22 protein-coding genes are annotated in these 20428 nt (G+C 67.2%); 1 reads left to right on the top strand and 21 read right to left on the bottom strand.

The window, feature by feature from the left end:
* Positions 1-10: 10 nt before the first annotated feature.
* The 21 genes from nuoK to MJO54_RS16335 all read right to left on the bottom strand — a co-directional run bounded on the left by nuoK (position 11) and on the right by MJO54_RS16335 (position 19742).
* Positions 11-310 carry an NADH-quinone oxidoreductase subunit NuoK gene (nuoK, locus tag MJO54_RS16435; RefSeq protein ID WP_024442457.1) on the bottom strand — a complete coding sequence of 100 codons (300 nt, stop codon included), beginning with the start codon at positions 308-310 and terminating at the stop codon, positions 11-13.
* The gene (locus tag MJO54_RS16430; RefSeq protein WP_046284295.1) at positions 307-1113 is read right to left on the bottom strand and encodes an NADH-quinone oxidoreductase subunit J; all 807 of its coding nucleotides are present in this window, start codon (positions 1111-1113) and stop codon (positions 307-309) included. The genes nuoK and MJO54_RS16430 overlap by 4 nt, the downstream gene beginning before the upstream one ends.
* Entirely contained in the window at positions 1113-1682 is a 570-nt protein-coding gene (gene nuoI / locus MJO54_RS16425) for an NADH-quinone oxidoreductase subunit NuoI (RefSeq protein WP_046284296.1), read from the bottom strand. The genes MJO54_RS16430 and nuoI overlap by 1 nt, the downstream gene beginning before the upstream one ends.
* Positions 1675-2913, bottom strand: coding sequence for an NADH-quinone oxidoreductase subunit NuoH (gene nuoH / locus MJO54_RS16420; protein ID WP_240175184.1), 1239 nt, complete (start codon positions 2911-2913; stop codon positions 1675-1677). Before nuoH ends, nuoI begins: the two co-directional genes overlap by 8 nt.
* A complete protein-coding gene (locus tag MJO54_RS16415; RefSeq protein ID WP_240175183.1) occupies positions 2910-5309 on the bottom strand; it encodes an NADH-quinone oxidoreductase subunit G in 2400 nt (799 codons plus the stop codon). Before MJO54_RS16415 ends, nuoH begins: the two co-directional genes overlap by 4 nt.
* Positions 5306-6658 carry an NADH-quinone oxidoreductase subunit NuoF gene (gene nuoF, locus MJO54_RS16410; RefSeq protein ID WP_065152339.1) on the bottom strand — a complete coding sequence of 451 codons (1353 nt, stop codon included), beginning with the start codon at positions 6656-6658 and terminating at the stop codon, positions 5306-5308. The genes MJO54_RS16415 and nuoF overlap by 4 nt, the downstream gene beginning before the upstream one ends.
* Positions 6655-7434, bottom strand: coding sequence for an NADH-quinone oxidoreductase subunit NuoE (nuoE, locus tag MJO54_RS16405; RefSeq protein WP_046284305.1), 780 nt, complete (start codon positions 7432-7434; stop codon positions 6655-6657). The genes nuoF and nuoE overlap by 4 nt, the downstream gene beginning before the upstream one ends.
* 59 nt (positions 7435-7493) lie before the next feature.
* On the bottom strand, positions 7494-8807 hold the full coding sequence (locus MJO54_RS16400) for an NADH-quinone oxidoreductase subunit D (protein WP_046284300.1): 1314 nt from the start codon (positions 8805-8807) through the stop codon (positions 7494-7496).
* Positions 8807-9502 (bottom strand): NADH-quinone oxidoreductase subunit C, encoded by a 696-nt coding sequence (locus MJO54_RS16395; protein ID WP_064888082.1) that lies wholly within the window; start codon positions 9500-9502, stop codon positions 8807-8809. Before MJO54_RS16395 ends, MJO54_RS16400 begins: the two co-directional genes overlap by 1 nt.
* Positions 9499-10053: a NuoB/complex I 20 kDa subunit family protein gene (locus MJO54_RS16390; protein WP_024442466.1), complete on the bottom strand. Its 555-nt coding sequence runs from the start codon at positions 10051-10053 to the stop codon at positions 9499-9501. Before MJO54_RS16390 ends, MJO54_RS16395 begins: the two co-directional genes overlap by 4 nt.
* A gap of 22 nt (positions 10054-10075) precedes the next feature.
* Positions 10076-10453, bottom strand: coding sequence for an NADH-quinone oxidoreductase subunit A (locus tag MJO54_RS16385; protein ID WP_024442467.1), 378 nt, complete (start codon positions 10451-10453; stop codon positions 10076-10078).
* A gap of 329 nt (positions 10454-10782) precedes the next feature.
* Positions 10783-11187, bottom strand: a complete 405-nt coding sequence (locus tag MJO54_RS16380) for an Rv3143 family two-component system response regulator (RefSeq protein ID WP_064888129.1) — start codon at positions 11185-11187, stop codon at positions 10783-10785.
* A gap of 87 nt (positions 11188-11274) precedes the next feature.
* Entirely contained in the window at positions 11275-11622 is a 348-nt protein-coding gene (locus MJO54_RS16375; protein ID WP_046284548.1) for a DUF6285 domain-containing protein, read from the bottom strand.
* Positions 11619-12596, bottom strand: a complete 978-nt coding sequence (locus MJO54_RS16370; protein WP_046284549.1) for a phosphotransferase family protein — start codon at positions 12594-12596, stop codon at positions 11619-11621. The genes MJO54_RS16375 and MJO54_RS16370 overlap by 4 nt, the downstream gene beginning before the upstream one ends.
* Positions 12593-13834, bottom strand: a complete 1242-nt coding sequence (locus MJO54_RS16365) for an acyl-CoA dehydrogenase family protein (protein ID WP_065152336.1) — start codon at positions 13832-13834, stop codon at positions 12593-12595. Before MJO54_RS16365 ends, MJO54_RS16370 begins: the two co-directional genes overlap by 4 nt.
* Before the next feature lie 24 nt (positions 13835-13858).
* On the bottom strand, positions 13859-14473 hold the full coding sequence (locus MJO54_RS16360) for a TetR/AcrR family transcriptional regulator (RefSeq protein WP_174549736.1): 615 nt from the start codon (positions 14471-14473) through the stop codon (positions 13859-13861).
* A gap of 8 nt (positions 14474-14481) precedes the next feature.
* A complete protein-coding gene (locus MJO54_RS16355; RefSeq protein ID WP_064888073.1) occupies positions 14482-15387 on the bottom strand; it encodes a hydroxymethylglutaryl-CoA lyase in 906 nt (301 codons plus the stop codon).
* Entirely contained in the window at positions 15384-16595 is a 1212-nt protein-coding gene (locus MJO54_RS16350; protein ID WP_240175182.1) for a CaiB/BaiF CoA transferase family protein, read from the bottom strand. The genes MJO54_RS16355 and MJO54_RS16350 overlap by 4 nt, the downstream gene beginning before the upstream one ends.
* On the bottom strand, positions 16592-17776 hold the full coding sequence (locus MJO54_RS16345; protein ID WP_065152335.1) for an alpha/beta hydrolase family protein: 1185 nt from the start codon (positions 17774-17776) through the stop codon (positions 16592-16594). Before MJO54_RS16345 ends, MJO54_RS16350 begins: the two co-directional genes overlap by 4 nt.
* Positions 17773-18867, bottom strand: a complete 1095-nt coding sequence (locus MJO54_RS16340) for a homogentisate 1,2-dioxygenase (protein WP_065152334.1) — start codon at positions 18865-18867, stop codon at positions 17773-17775. The genes MJO54_RS16345 and MJO54_RS16340 overlap by 4 nt, the downstream gene beginning before the upstream one ends.
* Before the next feature lie 92 nt (positions 18868-18959).
* A complete protein-coding gene (locus MJO54_RS16335) occupies positions 18960-19742 on the bottom strand; it encodes a crotonase/enoyl-CoA hydratase family protein (RefSeq protein WP_065152333.1) in 783 nt (260 codons plus the stop codon).
* A 77-nt stretch (positions 19743-19819) separates the two neighbouring features.
* Here MJO54_RS16335 and MJO54_RS16330 point away from each other — a divergent pair, with 77 nt between their 5' ends.
* Complete coding sequence (locus MJO54_RS16330; RefSeq protein ID WP_064888125.1) at positions 19820-20419, top strand: TetR/AcrR family transcriptional regulator; 600 nt, start codon at positions 19820-19822, stop codon at positions 20417-20419.
* Positions 20420-20428 lie beyond the last annotated feature (9 nt).

Below are 20428 nucleotides of genomic sequence, written 5' to 3'. Positions count from 1 at the left end.
TCCCCAACTCCTAGCCACGCAGTAGATTCGCGTCGTCGACCGAGGCGGATCGCCGGGCCCGGAAGATCGTCATGATGATGGCCAGGCCGATCACCACCTCGCAGGCGGCGACGACCATGGTGAAGAAGGCCACCATCTGGCCGTCGAGCTGGGAGTGCAGCCGCGCGAAGGTGACGAACGCCAGGTTGGCGGCGTTGAGCATCAGCTCGACGCACATGAACATCACCAGTGCGTTGCGCCGCAACAGCACTCCGGTGGCGCCGATGGTGAACAGCATCGCCGACAGGTACAGGTAGTTCTCCGGATTCACTGGTCCGACTCCTCCCCGTTGGGCGCATGTTCGGCGTTGCCGGTGGCACCGACCCAGCGGTGCGTCAAGGTGTCTGACACCGATAGCTCGGAGTAGGTGCCGTCGGGTAGGCGTGCGGCGATGTCGACGGCGTTGTGGCGGGCGTAGACGCCGGGGGTGGGCAGCGGGGTGGCCCGCCGGCCGGTCTGGAAGCGCTGGATGGACAGCTCCCGCTGCGTCATTCGCGGCTGCAGCCGCTCACGGTGCGTCAGCACCATGGCGGCGAGCACCGCGGTGATCAGCAGCGCGCTGGTGAGCTCGAACGCCCACAAGTATCGGGTGAATATCAGCGCCGCCAGACCCTCAACGTTGTGCTGGCTCAGGTCCGCCGAGCCGGTGCCGGTCGCCGCGGGAGTGCCGATGCTGCGCAGGTGCATTGTGGCGCTACCGATTCCGGCGATCAGCAGCATCCCGAAACCGATCCCGGCGAACGTGGCAGCGATCCGCTGACCGCGCAGGGTCTCCACCAGGGACTCTGCGGAGTCGACACCGATCAGCATCATCACGAACAGGAACAGCATCATCACCGCGCCGGTGTAGACGACGATCTGCACTACGCCGAGGAACATGGCGTCCTGGACGAAGTAGAACACCGCCAGGATCAGCATCGTCATCGCCAGGAACAGTGCCGAGTACACCGCCTTGGCGGCGGTGACGACGCCGATGGCGCCGATGACGGCGATGGCGCCCAGGACCCAGAACGCCACCGCTTCCCCGGTCGAGGTGCGGATGACGATGTCGGCGGCGAGCAGCGTGGTGCCCATCAGGCTTTGCCCTGCTTGACTCGGTCGAGCATCACGAACAGGTCTGGCTCGGCATCGAGCCCGGCCGGGCTGACTCGGCCCAAGTAGTAATCCTTTTCGGTGGCGCCGTGCGGCATCGCGTGCGGCGGCGCGACCATGCCGGGTTGTAGCGGCGCGAGCAGCTGGTCGCGTTCCCAGATCAGTTCGGCCCGGTTGTCGGCGGCCATTTCGTACTCGTTGGTCATGGTCAGCGCGCGGGTGGGGCAGGCCTCGATGCACAGGCCACACCCGATGCAGCGCAGGTAGTTGATCTGGTAGACGCGGCCGTAGCGCTCACCGGGGGAGAAGCGCTCCTCGTCGGTGTTGTCGGCGGCCTCCACGTAGATCGCGTCGGCCGGGCAGGCCCACGCACACAACTCGCAGCCGATGCACTTCTCCAGCCCGTCCGGATGCCGGTTGAGTTGGTGGCGGCCGTGGTAGCGCGGTGCCGTCGGCTTCTTGCGTTCGGGGTAGCCGTCGTTGATCGGCCGTTTGAACATCGTCTTCCAGGTGACGCCGAACCCGGCCAAGGCGTCTCGCAGACTAGCCATTGACGTCCTCCTTGATCCGCGATGAACTGCGTTGCGGCAGCGGTGGTGTCGGGAATGAGCCTTCGGATGTCACGAGCTGTTGTGGGGGAGCCGCCGGCGCGGATTGGTCGAGGCGGCTGTTCAACGCGCTGAATTTTCGATGCAGCGCCAGGAGCAGCACCACGGTGGTCAGCGTGCTCATGCCGGCCAGGGCCAGCTGCCAGTGCTCGTAGCCGTCGTTGCGCAGGCTGCGTAGCACCGCGGCGAGCATCACCCAGGCCAGCGCCACCGGGATCAGGATCTTCCAGCCCAGCGCCATGAACTGGTCGTAGCGCAGCCGGGGCAGGGTGCCTCGCAGCCAGATGTAGACGAAGATGAAGCCCCACAGTTTGACGGTGAACCACAGCAGCGGCCACCAGCCGGTGTTGGCGGCCGGCCACATATTGAACGGGAACGGAGCCTGCCAGCCGCCGAGGAACAACGTGACGGCGACGGCCGAAACCGTTGTCATGTTGATGTATTCGGCGAGGAAGAACAGTGCGAACTTCAGTGACGAGTACTCGGTGTGGAAACCGCCGACCAGCTCGCCTTCGGCCTCGGGCAGGTCGAACGGGGCCCGGTTGGTCTCACCGACCATCGCGGTCAGATACACCATGAACGAGGGCATCAGCAGGAACGCGAACCATACCCGGTCCTGGGCTGCCACGATGCCCGACGTTGCCATCGTCCCCGCGTAGAGGAACACCGACGCGAACGCCAGACCCATGGCGACCTCGTAGGAGATCACCTGGGCGGTGGAGCGGATTCCGCCGATCAGGGGATAGGCGGACCCGGACGACCAGCCGGCCAAGACGATCCCGTAGACCCCGATCGAGGACATCGCCAGAACGAACAACACCGCGATCGGCAGGTCCGCCAGCTGCAAAGCGGTCCGGTGACCGAAAATGCTGACCTCCGGCCCGAGCGGGATCACGGCGAACGCGGTGATCGCTGGCACCGTCGAGATGATTGGCGCCAACGCATAAATCGCCCGGTCGACGTTGAAGGGGGTGATGTCCTCCTTGAGGGCCAGTTTGATCGCATCGGCCAGGCTCTGCAGCCAACCTTTGGGTCCGACCCGGTTGGGGCCGGGGCGCATCTGCATGCGGCCCACGACTTTTCGTTCGATGACGATCGCCAGGACCACCGTCAGGATCAGAAACACGAAGACGCCCAGCGCCTTGGCCAGCATCAACCACCAGGGATCGGTCATGGTCTGCGTCCAATCTGTACCGTCGCGCCGGGGGTGACCCCCAGATCCCGGTGCACTGCCGAGGCGCGCGAATTCATCGGCAGCCACACCACGTTGTCCGGCATCTCGGTGATGACCAGCGGCAAGGTGATACTGCCGTGTTCGGTGGTGACCGTGACCGGCTCTCCTTCCGCCACGCCGATATCGGCGGCAGTCGACGGCGACAGGCGCGCCACCGGCGTGCGGGCGGTGCCGGCCAGGTTCGGTTCACCGTCCTGCATGCGACCCTCGTCCAGCAGCATGCGCCAGCTAGCCAGCACGGCTGCGCCGCTGCCGGGCTGCGGAGGTGAGCCCGCTGCGACGTCGGGGGCGGCGACGCGGTCGCCGGACCAGGCACCCAGCCTCGCCAGTTCGTCGCGAGCCGCTTCCAGCGTCGCCAGCCCCAGCGCGACGCCCATCTCTTCGGCGATCACGTCGAGCACCCGCCGGTCGGGCAGCGCGCCGGTGTCGCCGAGCGCGACACCGAACCGCCGGTGGCGGCCCTCCCAGTTGACATAGGTGCCGGACTTCTCGGCCGCGGCAGCGACCGGCAGCACCACATCGGCGCGTTCGGTGACATCGCTGTGCCGCAACTCGAGGCTGACCAGGAATCCGACCTCGTCCAGGGCGGCCAGTGCCGCTGCCGGACCGGCCAAATCGGTCGGCTCCACGCCGCCGACCACCAGAGCTCCCAACGTTCCGTCGGCCGCGGCGGCCAGGATGGCGTCGGTGCCGCGCCCGGCCTGCGACGGCAGATCGTCGGGGCCGTCGAGACCCCAGGCTTGCGCGACCTCGGCGCGTGCCGCCGGATCAGCCAGGGGGCGTCCGCCGGGGAGCAGGCCGGCCAGCGCACCGGCGTCCAGTGCGCCGCGTTCTCCGGCACGGCGGGGCACCCAGCCCAGCTTGGCTCCGGTGGCTTCGGCCAGCCGGATCGCCGCCGACAGGGCTCCCGGTGAGGCCGCCAGCCGCTCGCCGACCAGCACCACCGCGCCGGGTTGGCGCAGCGATTGTCCGACGTCTCCGGTGTGCAGACCGTCCAGCGCCGCCGCCTCGCCGCCGGGAACGACTGCCAGCAGTGTGCCGAACATCTTGGTCAGCCCGCGATCGGCGAACGGCGCCAGACTGAACACCTTGGTGGCGTTCTTGCGCGCGGCCTTGCGCAGCCGCAGGAAAACCATCGGCGCCTCTTCTTCGGGCTCCAGGCCGGCCAGCAGCACCGCCGGCGCGGCCTGCAGGTCGGCGTAGCTGATTTCGATCCCGTGGCCTGCCACTCGGGCGGCCAGGAACTCGGCCTCTTCGGCGGACTGGGCGCGCGCCCGGAAGTCGATATCGTCGCTGTGCAGCGCCACCCGGGCGAACTTGGCGTAGCCGTAGGCGTCCTCGGCCGATACCCGGCCGCCGACCAGCACGCCGGTGCTCCCACGCGCGGCGGCCAGGCCGCGCGCCGCGACCGCCGCCGCGTGCGGCCAGGAGGTGGGGACCAGGTTCCCGGCGTCGTCGCGGACCAGCGGTGTGGTGATCCGGTCGCCTTGGGTGGCGTAGGTGAACGCCCAGCGGCCCTTGTCGCAGTTCCATTCCTCGTTGACGTCCGGGTCTTCGCCGGCCATCCGCCGCATCACCTTGCCGCGACGGTGGTCGGTGCGTTCGGCGCAGCCGCCGGCGCAATGCTCGCAGACGGTGGGCGTGGACACCAGGTCGAAGGGACGGGCCCGGAACCGGTAGGAGGCACCGGTAAGAGCGCCCACCGGGCAGATCTGCACGGTGTTGCCCGAGAAGTAGGAGTCGAACGGCGTGTCGGTGTAGATGCCGACCTGCTGCAGGGCGCCGCGATCCATCATCTCGATGAGTTTGTCCCCGGCGATCTCGTTGGCGAACCGGGTGCAGCGTGCACACAGGATGCAGCGGTCACGGTCCAGCAGCACTTGCGAGGAGATGTTGATCGGCTTGGGGTAGTGGCGTTTGGTCTCTTCGAAGCGAGTCTCGGTGCGGCCGTGCGACATCGCCTGGTTCTGCAGTGGGCACTCACCGCCCTTGTCGCAGGTCGGGCAGTCCAGCGGGTGGTTGATCAGCAGCAGCTCCATCACCAGGTGCTGGGCCCGATCAGCCTCGGCGGAGGTGTGCTGAGTGCGCACCACCATGCCGTCGGTGGCGGCCACCGCGCACGACGGCTGTGGCTTGCGCTGGCCCTCCACCTCGACCATGCACTGCCGGCACCAGGCCACCGGGTCCAGCAGCGGGTGATCACAAAACCGCGGGACCTCGATGCCCAACTGCTCGGCGGCCCGAATGATCAAGGTGCCCTTGGGGACCGTGACCTGTTGGTCGTCGATGGTGAGGGTTACTGACTCCTGGCCCTCCGGCTGAGAAGTTTGAGTCACGCCACACCGCCTGCTGCTCCACCTGGCACGAACATGCTCGCTTTCGGGTCGAACGGGCAGCCCCCCTCGAGGTGGGCGATGTATTCGTCACGGAAGTACTGGATCGACGACTTCACCGGCATCGCCGCGCCATCACCCAAGGCACAGAACGACTTTCCGAACAGGACATCGGCAATGTCCAGCAGGGTGTCGAGGTCTTCGGGAGTGCCGCGGCCGGACTCCAGCCGTTCGTAGATCGGCACCAGCCAGTAGGTCCCCTCACGACACGGCGTGCATTTCCCGCAGGACTCATGCTTGTAGAACTCCGACCAGCGCCCGGCGGCGCGCACCACGCAGGTGGTCTCGTCGAAGATCTGTAATGCCTTGGTGCCCAGCATCGATCCAACCGATGCCATGCCCTCGTAGTCCAACGGGATGTCGAGGTGCTCCTCGGTCAGGATTGGGGTCGACGATCCGCCCGGCGTCCAGAACTTCAACCGGTGTCCGTCGCGTATCCCGCCGGCGTAGCCGAGCAGTTCGCGCAGCGTGATGCCCAGCGGCGCCTCGTACTGTCCGGGCCGGTTGACGTGCCCGGACAACGAATACAGGGTGAAGCCGCGAGACTTCTCGGTGCCCATGGACCGGAACCACTCCGGGCCGTTGCGCAGGATCGACGGCACACTGGCGATCGATTCGACGTTGTTGACCACCGTCGGCGACGCGTACAACCCGGCCACCGCGGGGAACGGCGGGCGCAGGCGCGGCTGGCCCCGATAGCCCTCCAGCGACTCGATCAGCGCGGTCTCCTCGCCGCAGATGTAGGCGCCTGCTCCGGCATGCACGGTGATGTCCAGGTCGAAGCCGCTGCCGCCGATGTCGGTGCCCAGCAGCCCCGCCGCATACGCCTCGGCGACCGCGGCCTGCAGCCGGCGCACCACCGGCAGCACTTCGCCGCGGATGTAGATGAAGGCATGGCGGGCGCGGATCGCGTAGCAGCACACGATCATGCCCTCGATCAGGACATGCGGTGTCGCCAACAGCAGCGGCATGTCCTTGCAGGTGCCGGGCTCGGACTCGTCGGCATTGACCAGTAGATAGTGGGGCTTCGCCGCGGCACCTTCATCGCCCTGGGGGACAAAGGACCACTTGGTGCCGGTGGAGAATCCGGCGCCGCCTCGGCCGCGCAACCCGGAGTCCTTGACCAGTTCGATGACCTCGTCGGGCGTCATCGCCAGCGCGCGCTTCATACCGACGTAGCCGTCGTGGCGGCGGTAGGTCTCCAGCGTCCAGGACTCGGGCTCGTCCCAGTAGCTGCTGAGCACCGGGGTCAGCGGTGTGCCCTCGGGCGGTGTTCCTTTGGTAAGGGTCATTTCTCGCCCCCACTGGTCTTGCTACCGGGCTCCGGTGCCGTCATTCCGCGCTCGCGGGCCACCTGCAGGCCGGCCAGTGTCGCCGCGCCGGCACCGCCTTGGCCGTCGTCGGAGCGTTCGTCGGGGAAGCCGGCGAGAATCCGTTCGGTGGCGGCGAAACTGCACAGCGGCATCCCGCGGGTGGGCCGCACGTCGGCGTCGTCACGTAACTTGTCGACCAGCTCGCGTGCCGATTCTGGGGTCTGGTTATCGAAGAACTCCCAGTTGACCATCATCACCGGCGCGTAATCGCAGGCGGCGTTGCACTCGATGTGCTGCAAGGTGACCGACCCGTCCGCAGTGGTCTGATCGTTACCGACGCCCAGGTGCTCCTTGAGGCCCTCATAGATGGCGTCGCCGCCCATCACCGCGCACAGTGTGTTGGTGCAGACGCCGACCAGGTACTTGCCGGTGGGATCACGCCGGTACATCGAATAGAACGACGCGACCCCGGCGACGTCGGCGCTGGTCAGACCGAGCAGCTCCGCGACGAATGACAGGCCGGCCGGGGTGACGTAGGTGTCCTGCGACTGCACCAGATGCAGCAGCGGCAAGATCGCCGAGCGGGGCTGGGGGTAACGGCCGATGATCTCCTTGGCGTCGGCCTCCAGCTGGGCTCGCACATCGGGGGAGTAGGTGGTCGGCGCGCCGGGGTGGTTGAACTGATTGGGTTCTTCGGGCTGCCGGCCCAGCTGCAGGAAGACTCGGTTGCCGTCGGTCCCGGCGGTCGGCGGCATCAACCGGCCACGCCCGGTCTTGTTGACGCCGACCTTGTCGATCTCGCCGCCCGGCGCGCTCATCGGTCCACCCCGCCCATGACCGGGTCGATGCTGGCGACCGCGGCGATCACGTCGGCGATCAGCCCGCCCTCGCTCATGGCGGCCACCGCCTGCAGGTTGGTGAACGACGGATCCCGGTAGTGCACCCGGTAGGGGCGGGTACCGCCGTCGGAGACCATGTGCACCCCCAGTTCGCCGCGGGGCGACTCGACCGAGACGAACACCTGTCCCGGCGGCACCCACAGATCCTCGGTGACTCGTTTGAAGTGGTGGATCAGGCCTTCCATCGAGTGGCCCATGATCCAGCCGATGTGCTCGCGAGAGTTACCCTGCCCGTCCGGGCCGATGGTCAGGTCGGCCGGCCAGGCGATCTTGCGGTCGGAGACCATCACCGGCGCTCCCTGCAGCTTGGCCAGCCTTTCTACACACTGTTCGACGATTTTCAGGGACTCCTTGATCTCTGCGATGCGGATCAGGTAGCGGCCGTAGGCATCACAGCCGTCATCGGTGATCACGTCGAACTCGTAGTCCTGGTAGCCGCAGTAGGGTTCGGCACGTCGCACGTCATAGGGCAGGCCGGTCGAGCGCAGCACCGGGCCGGTGATGCCCAGCGCCATGCACCCGGTCAGGTCCAGGTAGCCCACGCCCTTGGTGCGGGCCTTCCAGATGTAGTTCTCGGTCAGCAGGTCCTCGATGTCCTTGAGCCGCTTGGGCATCAGCTTGAGGAAGTCGCGAATCATCGGAATCGCGTCATCGGGCAGGTCCACCGATACCCCGCCGGGCCGAACGTACTGGTGGTTCATTCGCAGACCGGTGATCGCCTCGAAGATGTCGAGCACCAGCTCGCGTTCGCGGAAACCGAACAGCATCACCGAGAGCGCACCGAGCTCCATGCCACCGGTCGCGAGTGCGACCAGGTGTGAGGACACCCGGTTGAGCTCCATCATCAGAACCCGGATGACGCTGGCGCGCTCGGGGATGTCATCGGTGATGTCCAGTAGCTTCTCCACACCGAGGCAGTAGGCGGTCTCGTTGTAGAACGGCGACAGGTAGTCCATCCGGGTCACGAACGTGACGCCCTGGGTCCAGTAGCGGCTTTCCAGGTTTTTTTCGATGCCGGTGTGCAGATAACCGATGCCGCAACGGGCTTCGGTCACCGTCTCGCCCTCGAGTTCCAAGATCAACCGCAGCACGCCGTGCGTCGACGGGTGCTGGGGGCCCATGTTGACGACGATGCGTTCGCCGGGGTCGGCGGCCTTGGCGGCCTCGACTACCTGATCCCATTCCTGCCCACCGACGTTGAGGACGGTGTGCGGTGTGTCGGTGCTCATTACTTGTAGGCCCTCCGCTGGTCCGGCGGCGGTATCTGTGCGCCCTTGTACTCGACCGGGATGCCGCCCAATGGGTAGTCCTTGCGCTGCGGGTGACCGTGCCAGTCGTCGGGCATCTCGATCCGGGTCAGCGAGGGGTGGCCGTCGAAGATGATCCCGAAGAAGTCGTAGGTCTCCCGCTCATGCCAGTCGGTGGTGGGGTAGATGGCAAAGAGCGACGGAATGTGCGGATCCGCATCGGGGGCAGCGACTTCCAGGCGGACGCGGCGGTTGTGGGTGATCGATCGCAGCGGATATACCGCGTGCAACTCGCGGTCGGTGTCGCCGGGGTAGTGCACACCGGAGACCCCGAGGCTCAGTTCGAAGCGCAGTGCCGGCTCGTCCCGTAGCAGCTGGGCCACCGCCGGTAGCTGCGCGCGAGGGACGTAGAGGGTCAGCTCGTCGCGGTACACCACGACTTTCTCGATGGCGTCGGCGAATTCGATCCCGTTGCGCTGCAGCGCGGCGGTCAGGGTGTCGACAAGTTCGTCGAAGTATCCGCCGTAGGGCCGTGGGGTCGCGCCGGGGAGCGCGGCCTCGGTCACGAGGCGCCCGTATCCGGACGTGTCGCCGGTGCCGGTCGCACCGAACAGGCCGCGGCGGACCTTGATTACGTCTTCGGGTCCGTTGCGGTCCCCACCGCCTGTCTCGCTCACCGCAACAACCCCCTCATCTGCCAGGTAGACGGGGCCGACAAGGCGGCCTCCTCGGTCGCGGTGATCACCTGTTCCCGGTTGGCGCCCAGCGGCATCGAGCGAATCTTCTCGTGCAGCTTGAGGATTGCGTACATCAGCATCTCCGGGCGGGGCGGACACCCGGGCAGGTAGATATCGACCGGGACGACATGGTCCACGCCTTGCACGATCGCGTAGTTGTTGAACATTCCGCCCGACGACGCGCAGACGCCCATCGACAGCACCCATTTGGGCTCCACCATCTGGTCGTAGATCTGGCGCAGCACCGGTGCCATCTTCTGGCTGACCCGGCCCGCCACGATCATCAGGTCGGCCTGGCGGGGTGAGGCCCGGAAAACCTCCATCCCGAACCGGGACAGGTCGTAGTCGGGCGCCATCGTCGACATCATCTCGATCGCGCAACAGGCCAGGCCGAAGGTTGCCGGCCACAGCGACCCGGTGCGGAAGTACCCGGCCAGGTCTTCCACGGTGGACAGCAGGAGTCCGCTCGGCAGTTGCTCTTCTAATCCCATGTCTAAGCCCGCCTACTCCCACTCAATCCCAATTCAGACCGCCGCGCCGCCAGACGTAGGCGTAGGCGACGAACACGATGACGGCGAACAGCACCATTTCGATGAGGGCGAACATTCCGAGCCCGTCGAAGGCAACTGCCCAGGGGTAGAGAAAAACGATCTCGATGTCGAAGACGATGAACAGCATCGCGGTCAGGTAGTACTTCACCGGGAAGCGCTGCCCGGACGGGGCGTGCGGCCCGCTGACCGGCTGGTCTGTGGGTTCGATGCCGCACTCGTAAGCTTCTAGCTTCGACCGGTTGTAGCGCGAAGGTCCCACCAGAGCGGTGGCGACCACGGAAAATACGGCGAAACCGGCGGCGAGCGCGGCGAGGACCAGGATCGGCAGGTAGAGGTTCATGCTCAGTGACGTAGTTCCCTTCCGGGCGCCGATGTGACTTCAGGCACAGCCTAGTCCGCTGCCACGAGGCGGTTGGGAAGAATCCGAAATTGCCGACAACTGTGACGGGCATCACCTGTAGCGGTAACGGCGACAGGCGAATTCGCCCCTGAGGCTGCCCTAACCTCGGCGGTTCAGCGAGGCTCGACGGAGGAGAGCCGAAGCTGGGGGCGCCGTATGGACTGAGCGGTTCAGCGAGGCTCGGCGGAGGAGAGCCGAAGCTGGGGGCGCCGTATGGACTGAGCGGTTCAGCGAGGCTCGACGGAGGAGAGCCGAAGCTAGGCGCCGGGTTAGCCCGGTGTCGGCGTGCGGAGCAGACCCAGCACCGCCCGGCTCAATTCCATCGGGTCAATCGGGTGGGCTACCGCGGCGTCGGCATGCGACCACTTGGCCAGCCAGACGTCGTCGGCGCGGCCGGTGAGCACCACGATCGGCGGGCACGGCGTGATCTCGTCTTTGAGCTGTTTGCAGATGCCCATCCCGCCGGCCGGGGCGGCCTCGCCGTCCAGGATGGCCAGGTCGACGCCACCGGCATCCATCTGCCGGATCACCACCGGCTCTGTTGCTACCTCGACATAAGTCAGCTGCGGTAGGTCCGGGTGCAGCTGCTTGCCCAACGCGGTCGTAACCCGTGCACGGGTCGCGGCGTCGTCACTGTAGACAAGGATTCGCAGCGCGGCATTGGTGTCGGACACGGTCCAGATGCTACTGCGCAGGTCCTTCCGATACACCGGGTTTGGAGCAGCACCGTCGAAGTGATTGTCGCGCAGTAACTCTAGGGGCTATTGGGCGTATCCCGGATGGTCGATCGCCAGTCGATGCTCCACCAGCGTGTACAGGCACGCGGTCAGCGCCTCGGGCCGGTTGTCGAGGTCACCGGCCCGGATGGCGGCGGCCAGCTCTGCCTCGTCGGCGAATCCCAGCCCGGCCAGGGCCTCGGACACGACACCACCGCTGGTGTCGCGTAACTCCCGTTCGACGATACGCAGTGCGTTGGCCGCCACCCGCGCGTGAAACCTGACCTGGCTGTCGGTGGCGCCGTGTTCGTCGGGATTGACCAGCGAAGTGTCGAGGAATTCGGTGACCGCGGCGACGAGTTCGGCCGCGGTGGGGCGGCGCCCGGTGCTCATGGCCGGACTCCATCGAGCAGGCGCAGCACGTCCCATTCGGATTCGGAGACCCGCCGACCGATGGTCGCCAGTTCCACCGAACGGGTTTGTCCGCTGAGGTGACGCTGTGCCTGGTAGCGGCAGATGATGCCCCATCGCAGTGTGCCCAACAGTAGCCACCAGTCGAACCTTTCCGGCTCGACGCGGTGCCCGCTGGCCTGCGCATAGGCGGCCAGAAAGGCGTCGATATCGCCCAGGCCACCGGCGGCGCGCTCCAGCGGTGCACCGAACCGCCAGGCTCGCAGGCAGAACCAGGCCAAGTCCTCACAACCGTCGCCGAGGTGCACCAGCTCCCAGTCCAGCACGGCGGCCAGGTCACCGTCGCTGGAGACCATCAGGTTGCCCATCCGGAAATCGCCGTGGACCAGCTGTGTTGGCACCGGCGGTGGACGATCGGCGGCCAGCCGCCGAAACGCCCACTCGAAGGCAGCGGTGGTATCGGGCATGGCATCGAGCTGAGCGCGGCACGCGGACAGCTGGTCTTCGGCGCTCAGCGCGACGCCCCCCGGGTCGGCCCGGTGGATCGCACCGAGCGCCTGCGCGCACTGGAGCAGCAGTTGTTCGCGTCCGGCGTCATCGAGCTGGCGCTCGATACGGCGAACCACCGTCTCGCCGCCGATCAGGTCGCAGATGAGGTACGGATTCCCCAGTGCTGCAGGAGAATTATCGGCGACCAGCACATTCGGCACCGGCGCACCGGCCTGGCCTGCGGCGCGCTGCGCCTGCGCTTCGAGTTCCATGCTGGCGTAGAGCTCCTCGAGCGGCCCGGTGCGCAGAATCAGTGCCCGGCGTTCCTGGTTGTCAGCAAGCACATCGAAAGCCCAGGTGATCCGGCTGGCACCGCCGGTCAGGGCGCGCAGGCCCTCGACCGTGACGGGGCCCAACACCGGCCTCAGCACATCGGCCAGCCGGTCGGCGAGCTGGTCGGCGGTCATCGCCGGCGGTCGAATCCGAACAGTCGCTGCGCGACCCGGCGGATCTGGATCTCCTCGGCGCCTTCGGTGATTCGGTAGCGGCGGTGGTGTCGATAGATGTGCTCGAACTGCTCGTGGCGGGTGTAGCCGATTCCGCCGTGGATCTGAATGGCGCGGTCGGCGGCTTCGCACACCAGCCGGTTGGCGCGGTAGTTGGCCATCGACACCTTGTCGGAGACCTCCAGGTGGTGGTCGCGGTCCAGGTGCCAGGCCGCGTAGTTCACCAGCAGTCGCACCATCTGGGCCTCGGTCTGCAATTCGGCCAACGGCCACTGCACCGCCTGGTTGACCGACAGCGGCTTGCCGAACACGATGCGTTGCCGGGCGTATTCGGCGGCGCGGTCGATGCAGTACTGCGCGGCGCCCAGGCTGGAGGCGGCTTGGCGGATCCGGTTTTCGTGCAGGAAGGTCTGGGCCACGTCCAACCCGCCGTCGACTTCGCCGAGCACCGCTTCGGCGGGCACCCGTACATTGCGGAGTTCGACCTCGCCGTGGTCGGTGGGCATGTTGAAGGTCCACCAGTAGAACGGGATGGTGAATCCCGGAGTGTCGGTGGGCACCAGGAACGCGGTGATGCCGCGCGCCGAGCCCGCGTCGCCGGAGGTGCGGGCGAACACCAGGTCGTGGGTGGCTCGATGCACTCCGGTGTTGAACCGCTTGGCGCCGTTGATCACCCACGTGTCACCGTCGAGTTCGGCGCGGGTTTCCAGCCAGGTCGCGTCCGAACCGTGCTCGGGTTCGGTCAAGCCGAAGGCCATCGACCGCTCGCCGGTGATCATGGCTTGGGAGAATTCGCGGCGCTGCTCGTCGGTGCCGAACCGCTCCATCATGATCACCTGCGGGAAGTTCCCGACGATCGACGACTCGTCCTGCAGGTCGTTGTGCAGGCCGAGGCCCTTGTGGGCCAGGTGTTCCCGGATCACCGCCATGTCGACGTTGGTTCCGTCTCGGCCGCCCAGGGAGGCCGGCAACCCGTACCGCAGCCAGCCGGCCGCATCCGCGCGCCGGCGCATCTCATCGAGCAGCTCTTCCCACTCGCGTCGCGGGACGCCGCCACGTTCCACGTCGGTGCGGGCGAACTCGCGCCGGTGGTCGAAATACTGCATGTGCTCGGCCTGCAGCGGTGCGATCTCGCGCTCGATGAAGTCGTCCATCTCGGCGAGCACACCGGGAAGATGTTGGGGCAGTGTGAAATCCATGGCGATTCCTTCAGTTGTCAGCGGTCAACGGCCGTACAGGGTCTTTCTCCAGATCGTCGACAGCGTCTCGATGGCGTCGCTGTCACTGATCCGCCATCCCGGCCCCGACGGGCCGACGAACACGACGGTGAAATTCTCGAACAGCAGCGCGATGGCGGCCGCGATGTGGTCGGGGTCGAGTTCGACGCCGTAGCCCTGCTGCTGTGCGCGCCGCACCGAGGCGGCGACGATCTCCATACCGAACCGGCGGAACTCGTTCTGCAGTGCGGCGAATCGCTCGCTGGTCGCTGCCAGCTGCGCGACCGCGATCATGACGCCGATGTTCGGCTTGAACATGGACCAGTAGGCGCTGACCACCGACGAGAAGAACTCAGTGTCCTCCGGGGACTCCGGCAGTCGCATCTTGAATCCGGACGGCTCGACCACCTGGGTGAGAAACGACTCGGCCAGCGCGGCCAGCAGATCTTCCTTGTCGCGGAAGTACCGGTAGAGCACCGCCGTGGACTTTCCGGCGGCAGACGTGATGTCGGCCAGTGTGGTGCCGTGGAATCCGCGTTCGGCAAACAGTTCTCGGGCGGCCTGCTCGATCGCACCGCGCGTCAGGCGTCCCTTCGAACTGAGCTCACGCTGGGTGGACATCGAGGCGCTCAGACCCGCTTCCGGTCTCCGGCGGCCAGCAGGGCGCTGGGCAGCCCGTGGCCGACCACCGTGCTGGCCACGCCGGCCGCGGCGATCGCGGCATCCAGATCGATACCGGTGTCGATGCCGCTGTCACCGAGCAGGTAGACCAGGTCCTCGGTGGCGATATTGCCGGTGGCGCCAGGGGCGAACGGGCAGCCGCCCAGGCCGCCGGCCGAGGCGTCGAGCCGGGTGATTCCCGCCTGAACCGCCGCGTAGGCGCAGGCCAGCCCCGAGCCGCGGGTGTTGTGGAAGTGCGCTCCCAGCGGGATGTCGCCGATGATCGGCTGCACCGCTGCGATCAGATCGGTGACGCGCCGGGGAGTGGCGGTGCCGATGGTGTCGGCGATGGCCAGCCGGTCGATGCCGAAAGCGCTTGCCGAGGCGACGATGTCGGTGACGCGGCCGGGCTCGGTTGGGCCTTCGAATGGACAGTCCCAGGCGGTGGCGATGATGACCTCGACCGAGGCGCCGGCGTCATGGGCGATACCGGCGATGTCGGCGATCGCCGCGACGGCCTGGGCCGTGGGACGCCCGACATTGGCGGTGCTGAAGGCATCCGAGGCGCACACCACGTACTCGAGGGACTTCAGGCCGGCGGCTACCGCCCGGACTGCGCCACCGGGGCTGGCGACCAGGGCGGAGAACTCCAGTTCGGGGTAGCGCCACAGCTCGGCGGCCAGCTCTGCCGCATCGGCGAGGGCCGGGACTTTGGTCGGGGAGACGAAGGAGGTCACCTCGACCTCGCGCACGCCGGTGGCGGCGATCGCGGCCAGCAGTTCGAGCTTGGCGCTTAACGGGATCGGCGCTTCGATCTGCAGTCCGTCGCGCAGCGCGACCTCACGGATCGCGACCTGTCTGGGCAGTGTGCTCACAGCACCCCCTCGGTGCGTAGGGCGTCGATCTGTGCGCTGGACTTGCCGAGCAGGCCGGCGTAGACCTCGTCGTTGTGCTGGCCGGGCCGCGCCGAACCGGCGTTGCGGATGGTGCCCGGGCTCTCCGAGAGCACGGGCATGACACCGGGTCCCAGCACGGTGCGCTCGGCGCCTTCGTCCCAGTGCTCGGCGAGCATGCCGCGCGCCCACAGCTGCGGGTCTTTGACGACCTCGGCGACGGTGTTGATGGGCCCGGAGATCACCCCGGCATCGCTGAGCGTCGCGATGATGGCATCGGGCGCCCGTTGCGCAGCCCAGTCGCCGATGATCGCGTCCAATTCATCCTGATTGCGGCCGCGTGCACCGTGGTCGGCGAACCGTGGATCGGATATCAGCTCGGGCCGTCCCATGGCCTGGCAGAGCCGGGCGAACACAGTGTCCTGGTTGGCGGCGATCACCACCCAGCTGCCGTCGGCCGACTGGTAGATGTTCGACGGGGCGATGCCTTCCAGCCGGGTGCCTGACGGTCCGCGCACCACGCCGCCGACGTCGTAGTCGGGGATGGTGGATTCCTGGATGGCCAAACAGGATTCGGTGAGGGCGACATCGACCACCTGGCCCTCACCGGTGACCGTGCGACGGTAGAGGGCGGCTAGGGCACCTTGGGCGGCGAACATGCCCGCGAGGCTGTCGCCAAGGGAGAGGGCCAGCCGTGGCGGCGGTCCGCCGGGAAAGCCGTTCATGTGCCGCAGCCCGCTGGCTGCCTCGGCGACCGAGGCGTAGCCGGCCTTGTGGGCGTCCGGTCCGGTCTGTCCGTAGCCGGACACCCGCACCAGGATGATTCCCCGATTGCGCTGACGCAGGGTGTCAAAGCCCAGACCCCAGCGCTCCAGTGTGCCGGGGCGGAAGTTCTCCACGACGATGTCGGACTTGTCGACGAGCTCAAGGAACAGCTCGCGGCCGCGTTCGGTCCGCAGGTCGAGGGTGACGGCCTTTTTGTTGCGGGCGTGCACGGTCCAGAAGAAGTGGTGCCCGTCGAGTTCGGCCTGTCCCCAGGTGCGCAGCGGGTCGGGTTTGCCGGGCAGTTCGATCTTGATGACCTCGGCGCCCATGTCGCCGAGCAGTCGCCCGGCGAACGGCCCGGAGATCAGCGTGCCGAGCTCCAGAACCCGGATTCCGTCGAGCGCACCCGCGGGAGTTGGCGTCATGCCGACGAGCCTACGAAATCATGCTGGGTCAGCCAATCACTGACGATCGTTACGGCCTGTCGCAGCGCGTCACGCTGATCCGCGCCGGCGTAATAGTGGTTGGCGCCGGGGATTTCGTGCATCGCCTTGTCGCTGGTGCCGATCGCCTCGAAGAGTCGGCGGGTGTGGCTGGGCGTGCAGGCGTCGTCGGCCATGTTGCCGATCACCAGGGTGGGCACTGCGATATCGCGGCCGCAGTCCACCCCGTCGCCGTGGGCGTCGTCGTAGCTCCACTGCGACAGCCAGCTGCGCAGCGTGCAGAACCGTGCCAACCCGACCGGGCTCATGTTCACCACCGCGGGCTCGCCCAGGTAGCAGCTGCCGGGGGCGCGGTCGTTGGGGTCGACCGTGGGATCCAGCCAGCGCGGGTCGGCCATGGTGCCGTGCACGACGAATCCGAACTCCTGATCGGGTAGCCCGGCCTCCGTGAACTCGGCGAGTTTCGCCTTGACCCAGCTGGTGATCCGGCGATTGCGGTCGATCTGGGCGGCCCGGTAGCGGTCCAGGAACTCCGCGCTGTAGGGCGGTTGGTTGGGGTTGTCCGGGTTGTAGAGATCCAGTTCCGGGTCGCGCTTGGTTGGGTCGGACTCGTCGAGAATCGAGGCGTCCAGCCATTCAGTGAGCGTGCCGTGGCGGCTGATGTGTGCGGCCAGCAGCATCACGCCGTCGGCGGGGATCAGGTTCAGCTTGGTCAGGTCGGGTCCGTCACCGGACGGGCTGGCGGTGACCGTCGGGTGCTGTGCCTGCTGTTGGTAGAACAGCGACAGCGAGCCTCCACCGCTCCATCCGGCCAGCACCACCTTGGCGTAGCCGAGCCGATTCTTGGCGTCGGAGATGCACTGGCCGAGGTCTTCGACCACCTTCTCCATCAGCAGCGCCGAGTCGGTGCCGCGGAATCGACTGTTGCAGTAGATGACGTGGTGCCCGGCGCGCGCCAGGGCATTGACCATCGGAAGGTAGGCACCGCCGCCGATCGGGTGCATGAACACCAGCACGGTGTCGCTCGGCGTGTCCTTGGGCCGCAGCAGGTAGCTCTCCAGCACCACCAGTTCGGCGACCCCGCCGTAGACGTCCCGTACGCCCGAATTGTTCTGGTAGGCAATCAGGTAGGGGATTCGGTCGTAATCGTGCTTGGCGCTCATGCGTGCTGTCCTAGGTCGGCGGCGAGAACTTCGGGGGAGGGGATGAGGCGGCGTCGGGTGTCGATGGCGATGACCTGCCAGTCCACCCGCTGGTAGTCGTCGAACTTGCGGCGCGCCCGCTCGCGGGCCTTCTCGGGTGCGCCGTGATGCACGCCTTGCGGGGCGTGGCTGATCAGGCCGGGCGGCATCGGAATCCCGTAAAGCGAACCGCCGTGGAAGAACGCGATCTCGTCGTAGTCGACGTTGCGGTGGTACCACGGTGTGCGTTCGGTGCCCGCCACCCCTTCGGCGGGCTTGGGTAGGAAGTTCATCACGTACACCCCGGTGGCCTGCATGAACAAGTGCACCGTCGGGGGTAGGTGCACGCTGTCGGACGTCACCACGTTGTAGTCGGCGATGTTGAACGAGAACGCGAAGTTGTCGCCGCGCCAGCCCTCGACGTCGATCGGATTGTGTTGGTAGTGCAGCGTTGTCGGCCCGCCGTCATGGATCAGCCGGACCTCGTAGCTGTCGCGCCTATCGTCGTCGATGGGTACTGGTTCCGGGATGACGATCAGGGAAGGGTCGAACGGGAAGTGCCGACCCAGCGGACCGGGCGGTGGAACCCGGAACTCGTCGGTGGCCTCGATCATCAGCAGCGTCGTTTCGGCCGCGGGTAGCTGTCGCCAGGTGGTCGCCTTGGGCAGATACAGCCAGTCGCCCTCGCGGTAGTCCAGCGGGCCGAATTCGGTCTCCAGTCGCCCCGACCCGGCGTGCACGAAGCAGAGCAGGTCGCCGTCGACGTAGCGGATGTGAAACGGCATTGCGGCCGAGCGCCGGGACAGCCGGATGCGGCATTCGGCGTTGCTGAACAGCAACAGTGGGTCACCGCCGGCGTCGGAGGCATCGGTCGGTTGCAGGAGTGCGGCCAGCACATCGACGGGCCGCAGCGGCCCTTCGGCGCGGTAGGCGGTCGGGTCATTGCGCCGGTACATGTTGGCGGTGCGGCCGGTGAAGCCGCCACGGCCCAGCTCGTCGTCCTTGAGGCCGTCGAGGTCGGCGTGCAGGCGATGGGGCGTGGTGCCTTTGCGCAGGTGGACGAAGGATTCCATCGGCGACTCCCGGGGAGGTCATGCGGATATCGGGCCAGAACTAAAAGTAACGTTACTTTTTGTTTTGGTCCCGGGCAAGAGCCCCCGTGAACTCAGCGGCCGACGAACTCCGCGGTGCCGCGGGTCAGGAATGCCTGCACCCCGATGGCGGCGTCCTCACTGGCGAACAGCTTCTGCACGCCTGGGACCAGGGCGGCCTCGGCCGCGGCGTCCCCGTCGCGCACCGCCTGCCGGGCGCTGCGCAGGGTGGCCTGCACGCCCAGCGGCGCCTGCCGGGCGATGGTGTGGGCGATCTCGACGGCGCGGGCCAACTGCTCGCCGTCGGCTACTACCTCCTGCACGATGCCGATGCGATGGGCCTCGCGGGCATCGAAGGTGTCGGCAGTCAGGATCCACCGCATGGCGTTACCCCAGCCGGCCGCCCGGGGGAATCGGATGGTGGCCCCGCCGAAGGGGTATATGCCACGGGCGATTTCCAGTTGCGCGAAGGTGGCCGACTCGGCGGCGACGGCGATGTCGCCGGCCAGCATCAGCTCGATTCCCAGTGTCAGCACCTTGCCGTGCACGGCGGTGACGACCGGTTTGGACAGTTGCCGGCCGTCGACCTGCCACGGGTTGATGCCGCCGTCGGGAACTTGCGAGACGTTGTTGGCGATGTCGCCGGCGACACTGGCCAGGTCCAGGCCGGCGGTGAACATCGGCCCCTCGCCGTAGAGCACGGCGGCGCGCAGGCTGGCGTCGGCCTCGAATTCCCCGTAGGCGCAGGCCAGCTCGCGCAGCATTGCGGCGTTGAATGCGTTGCGCTTGTCGGGCCGGTTGAGGCCGATGATCAGTACATGCCCGTCGCGGCGGACGGTCAGGTTTTCGTAGCTCACTCGTGTCCTCCCTGTATGCCGGGGTACGTGGGCTAGACTAAATCGTCTAGACCAGATCGTCAAGAGTGGAGGATTCGATGGCGGCTCCGGGAAAAGCGCTGACGCACAAGGAGCGACTGCTTCGTCAGGGCATGAGGTCGTTTTATGCGTCCGGGTTCCACGGCACCACCGTCGACGCCATCTTGGCCGCCTCCGGGGTGCCGAAGGGCTCCTTCTACCACCACTTCGGTTCCAAGGATGCGTTCGGCCTGGCGGTGCTGGCCCGCTACATGCAAATGCAGCTGGATGCGCTGGCCACCTGGTCCGACGATGAAACCCTCAGTACCACTGAGAAACTCACTGGCTACTTCGATGCGCTCACCCAGGCGTTCGTACGGTCGGGCTTTCAGCGGGCGTGTCTGGCCGGCAAGTTCTCCACCGAGCTGGCGGCCGACTCCGAGCCGTTCCGGGCCTCCCTCGGTGCCGCGCTGGACGGTTGGCATGGCGCCCTGAGTGCGCTGATGCGGGCCGGCCAGGAACGCGGCGACGTGCGCGACGATCGGTCTGCCGACGAGCTTGCGCACAGCGTGCTGGCGCTGATCCAGGGTGCGTTCGTCATCGCGCTATCCGCGCGCGACACCCGGGCGCTCGAGGCCGTCGGTGCCAGCTTCGGTCCATTGATTCAACCGCGGGTGTAGGCCGCGAGC

This window comes from Mycolicibacter virginiensis, from assembly GCF_022374935.2.
In the GTDB taxonomy this organism is placed as follows: Bacteria; Actinomycetota; Actinomycetes; order Mycobacteriales; family Mycobacteriaceae; genus Mycobacterium; species Mycobacterium virginiense.
Note: the sequence above shows the minus strand (reverse complement) of the source record. Positions and strands in the feature narration are given on the sequence as shown.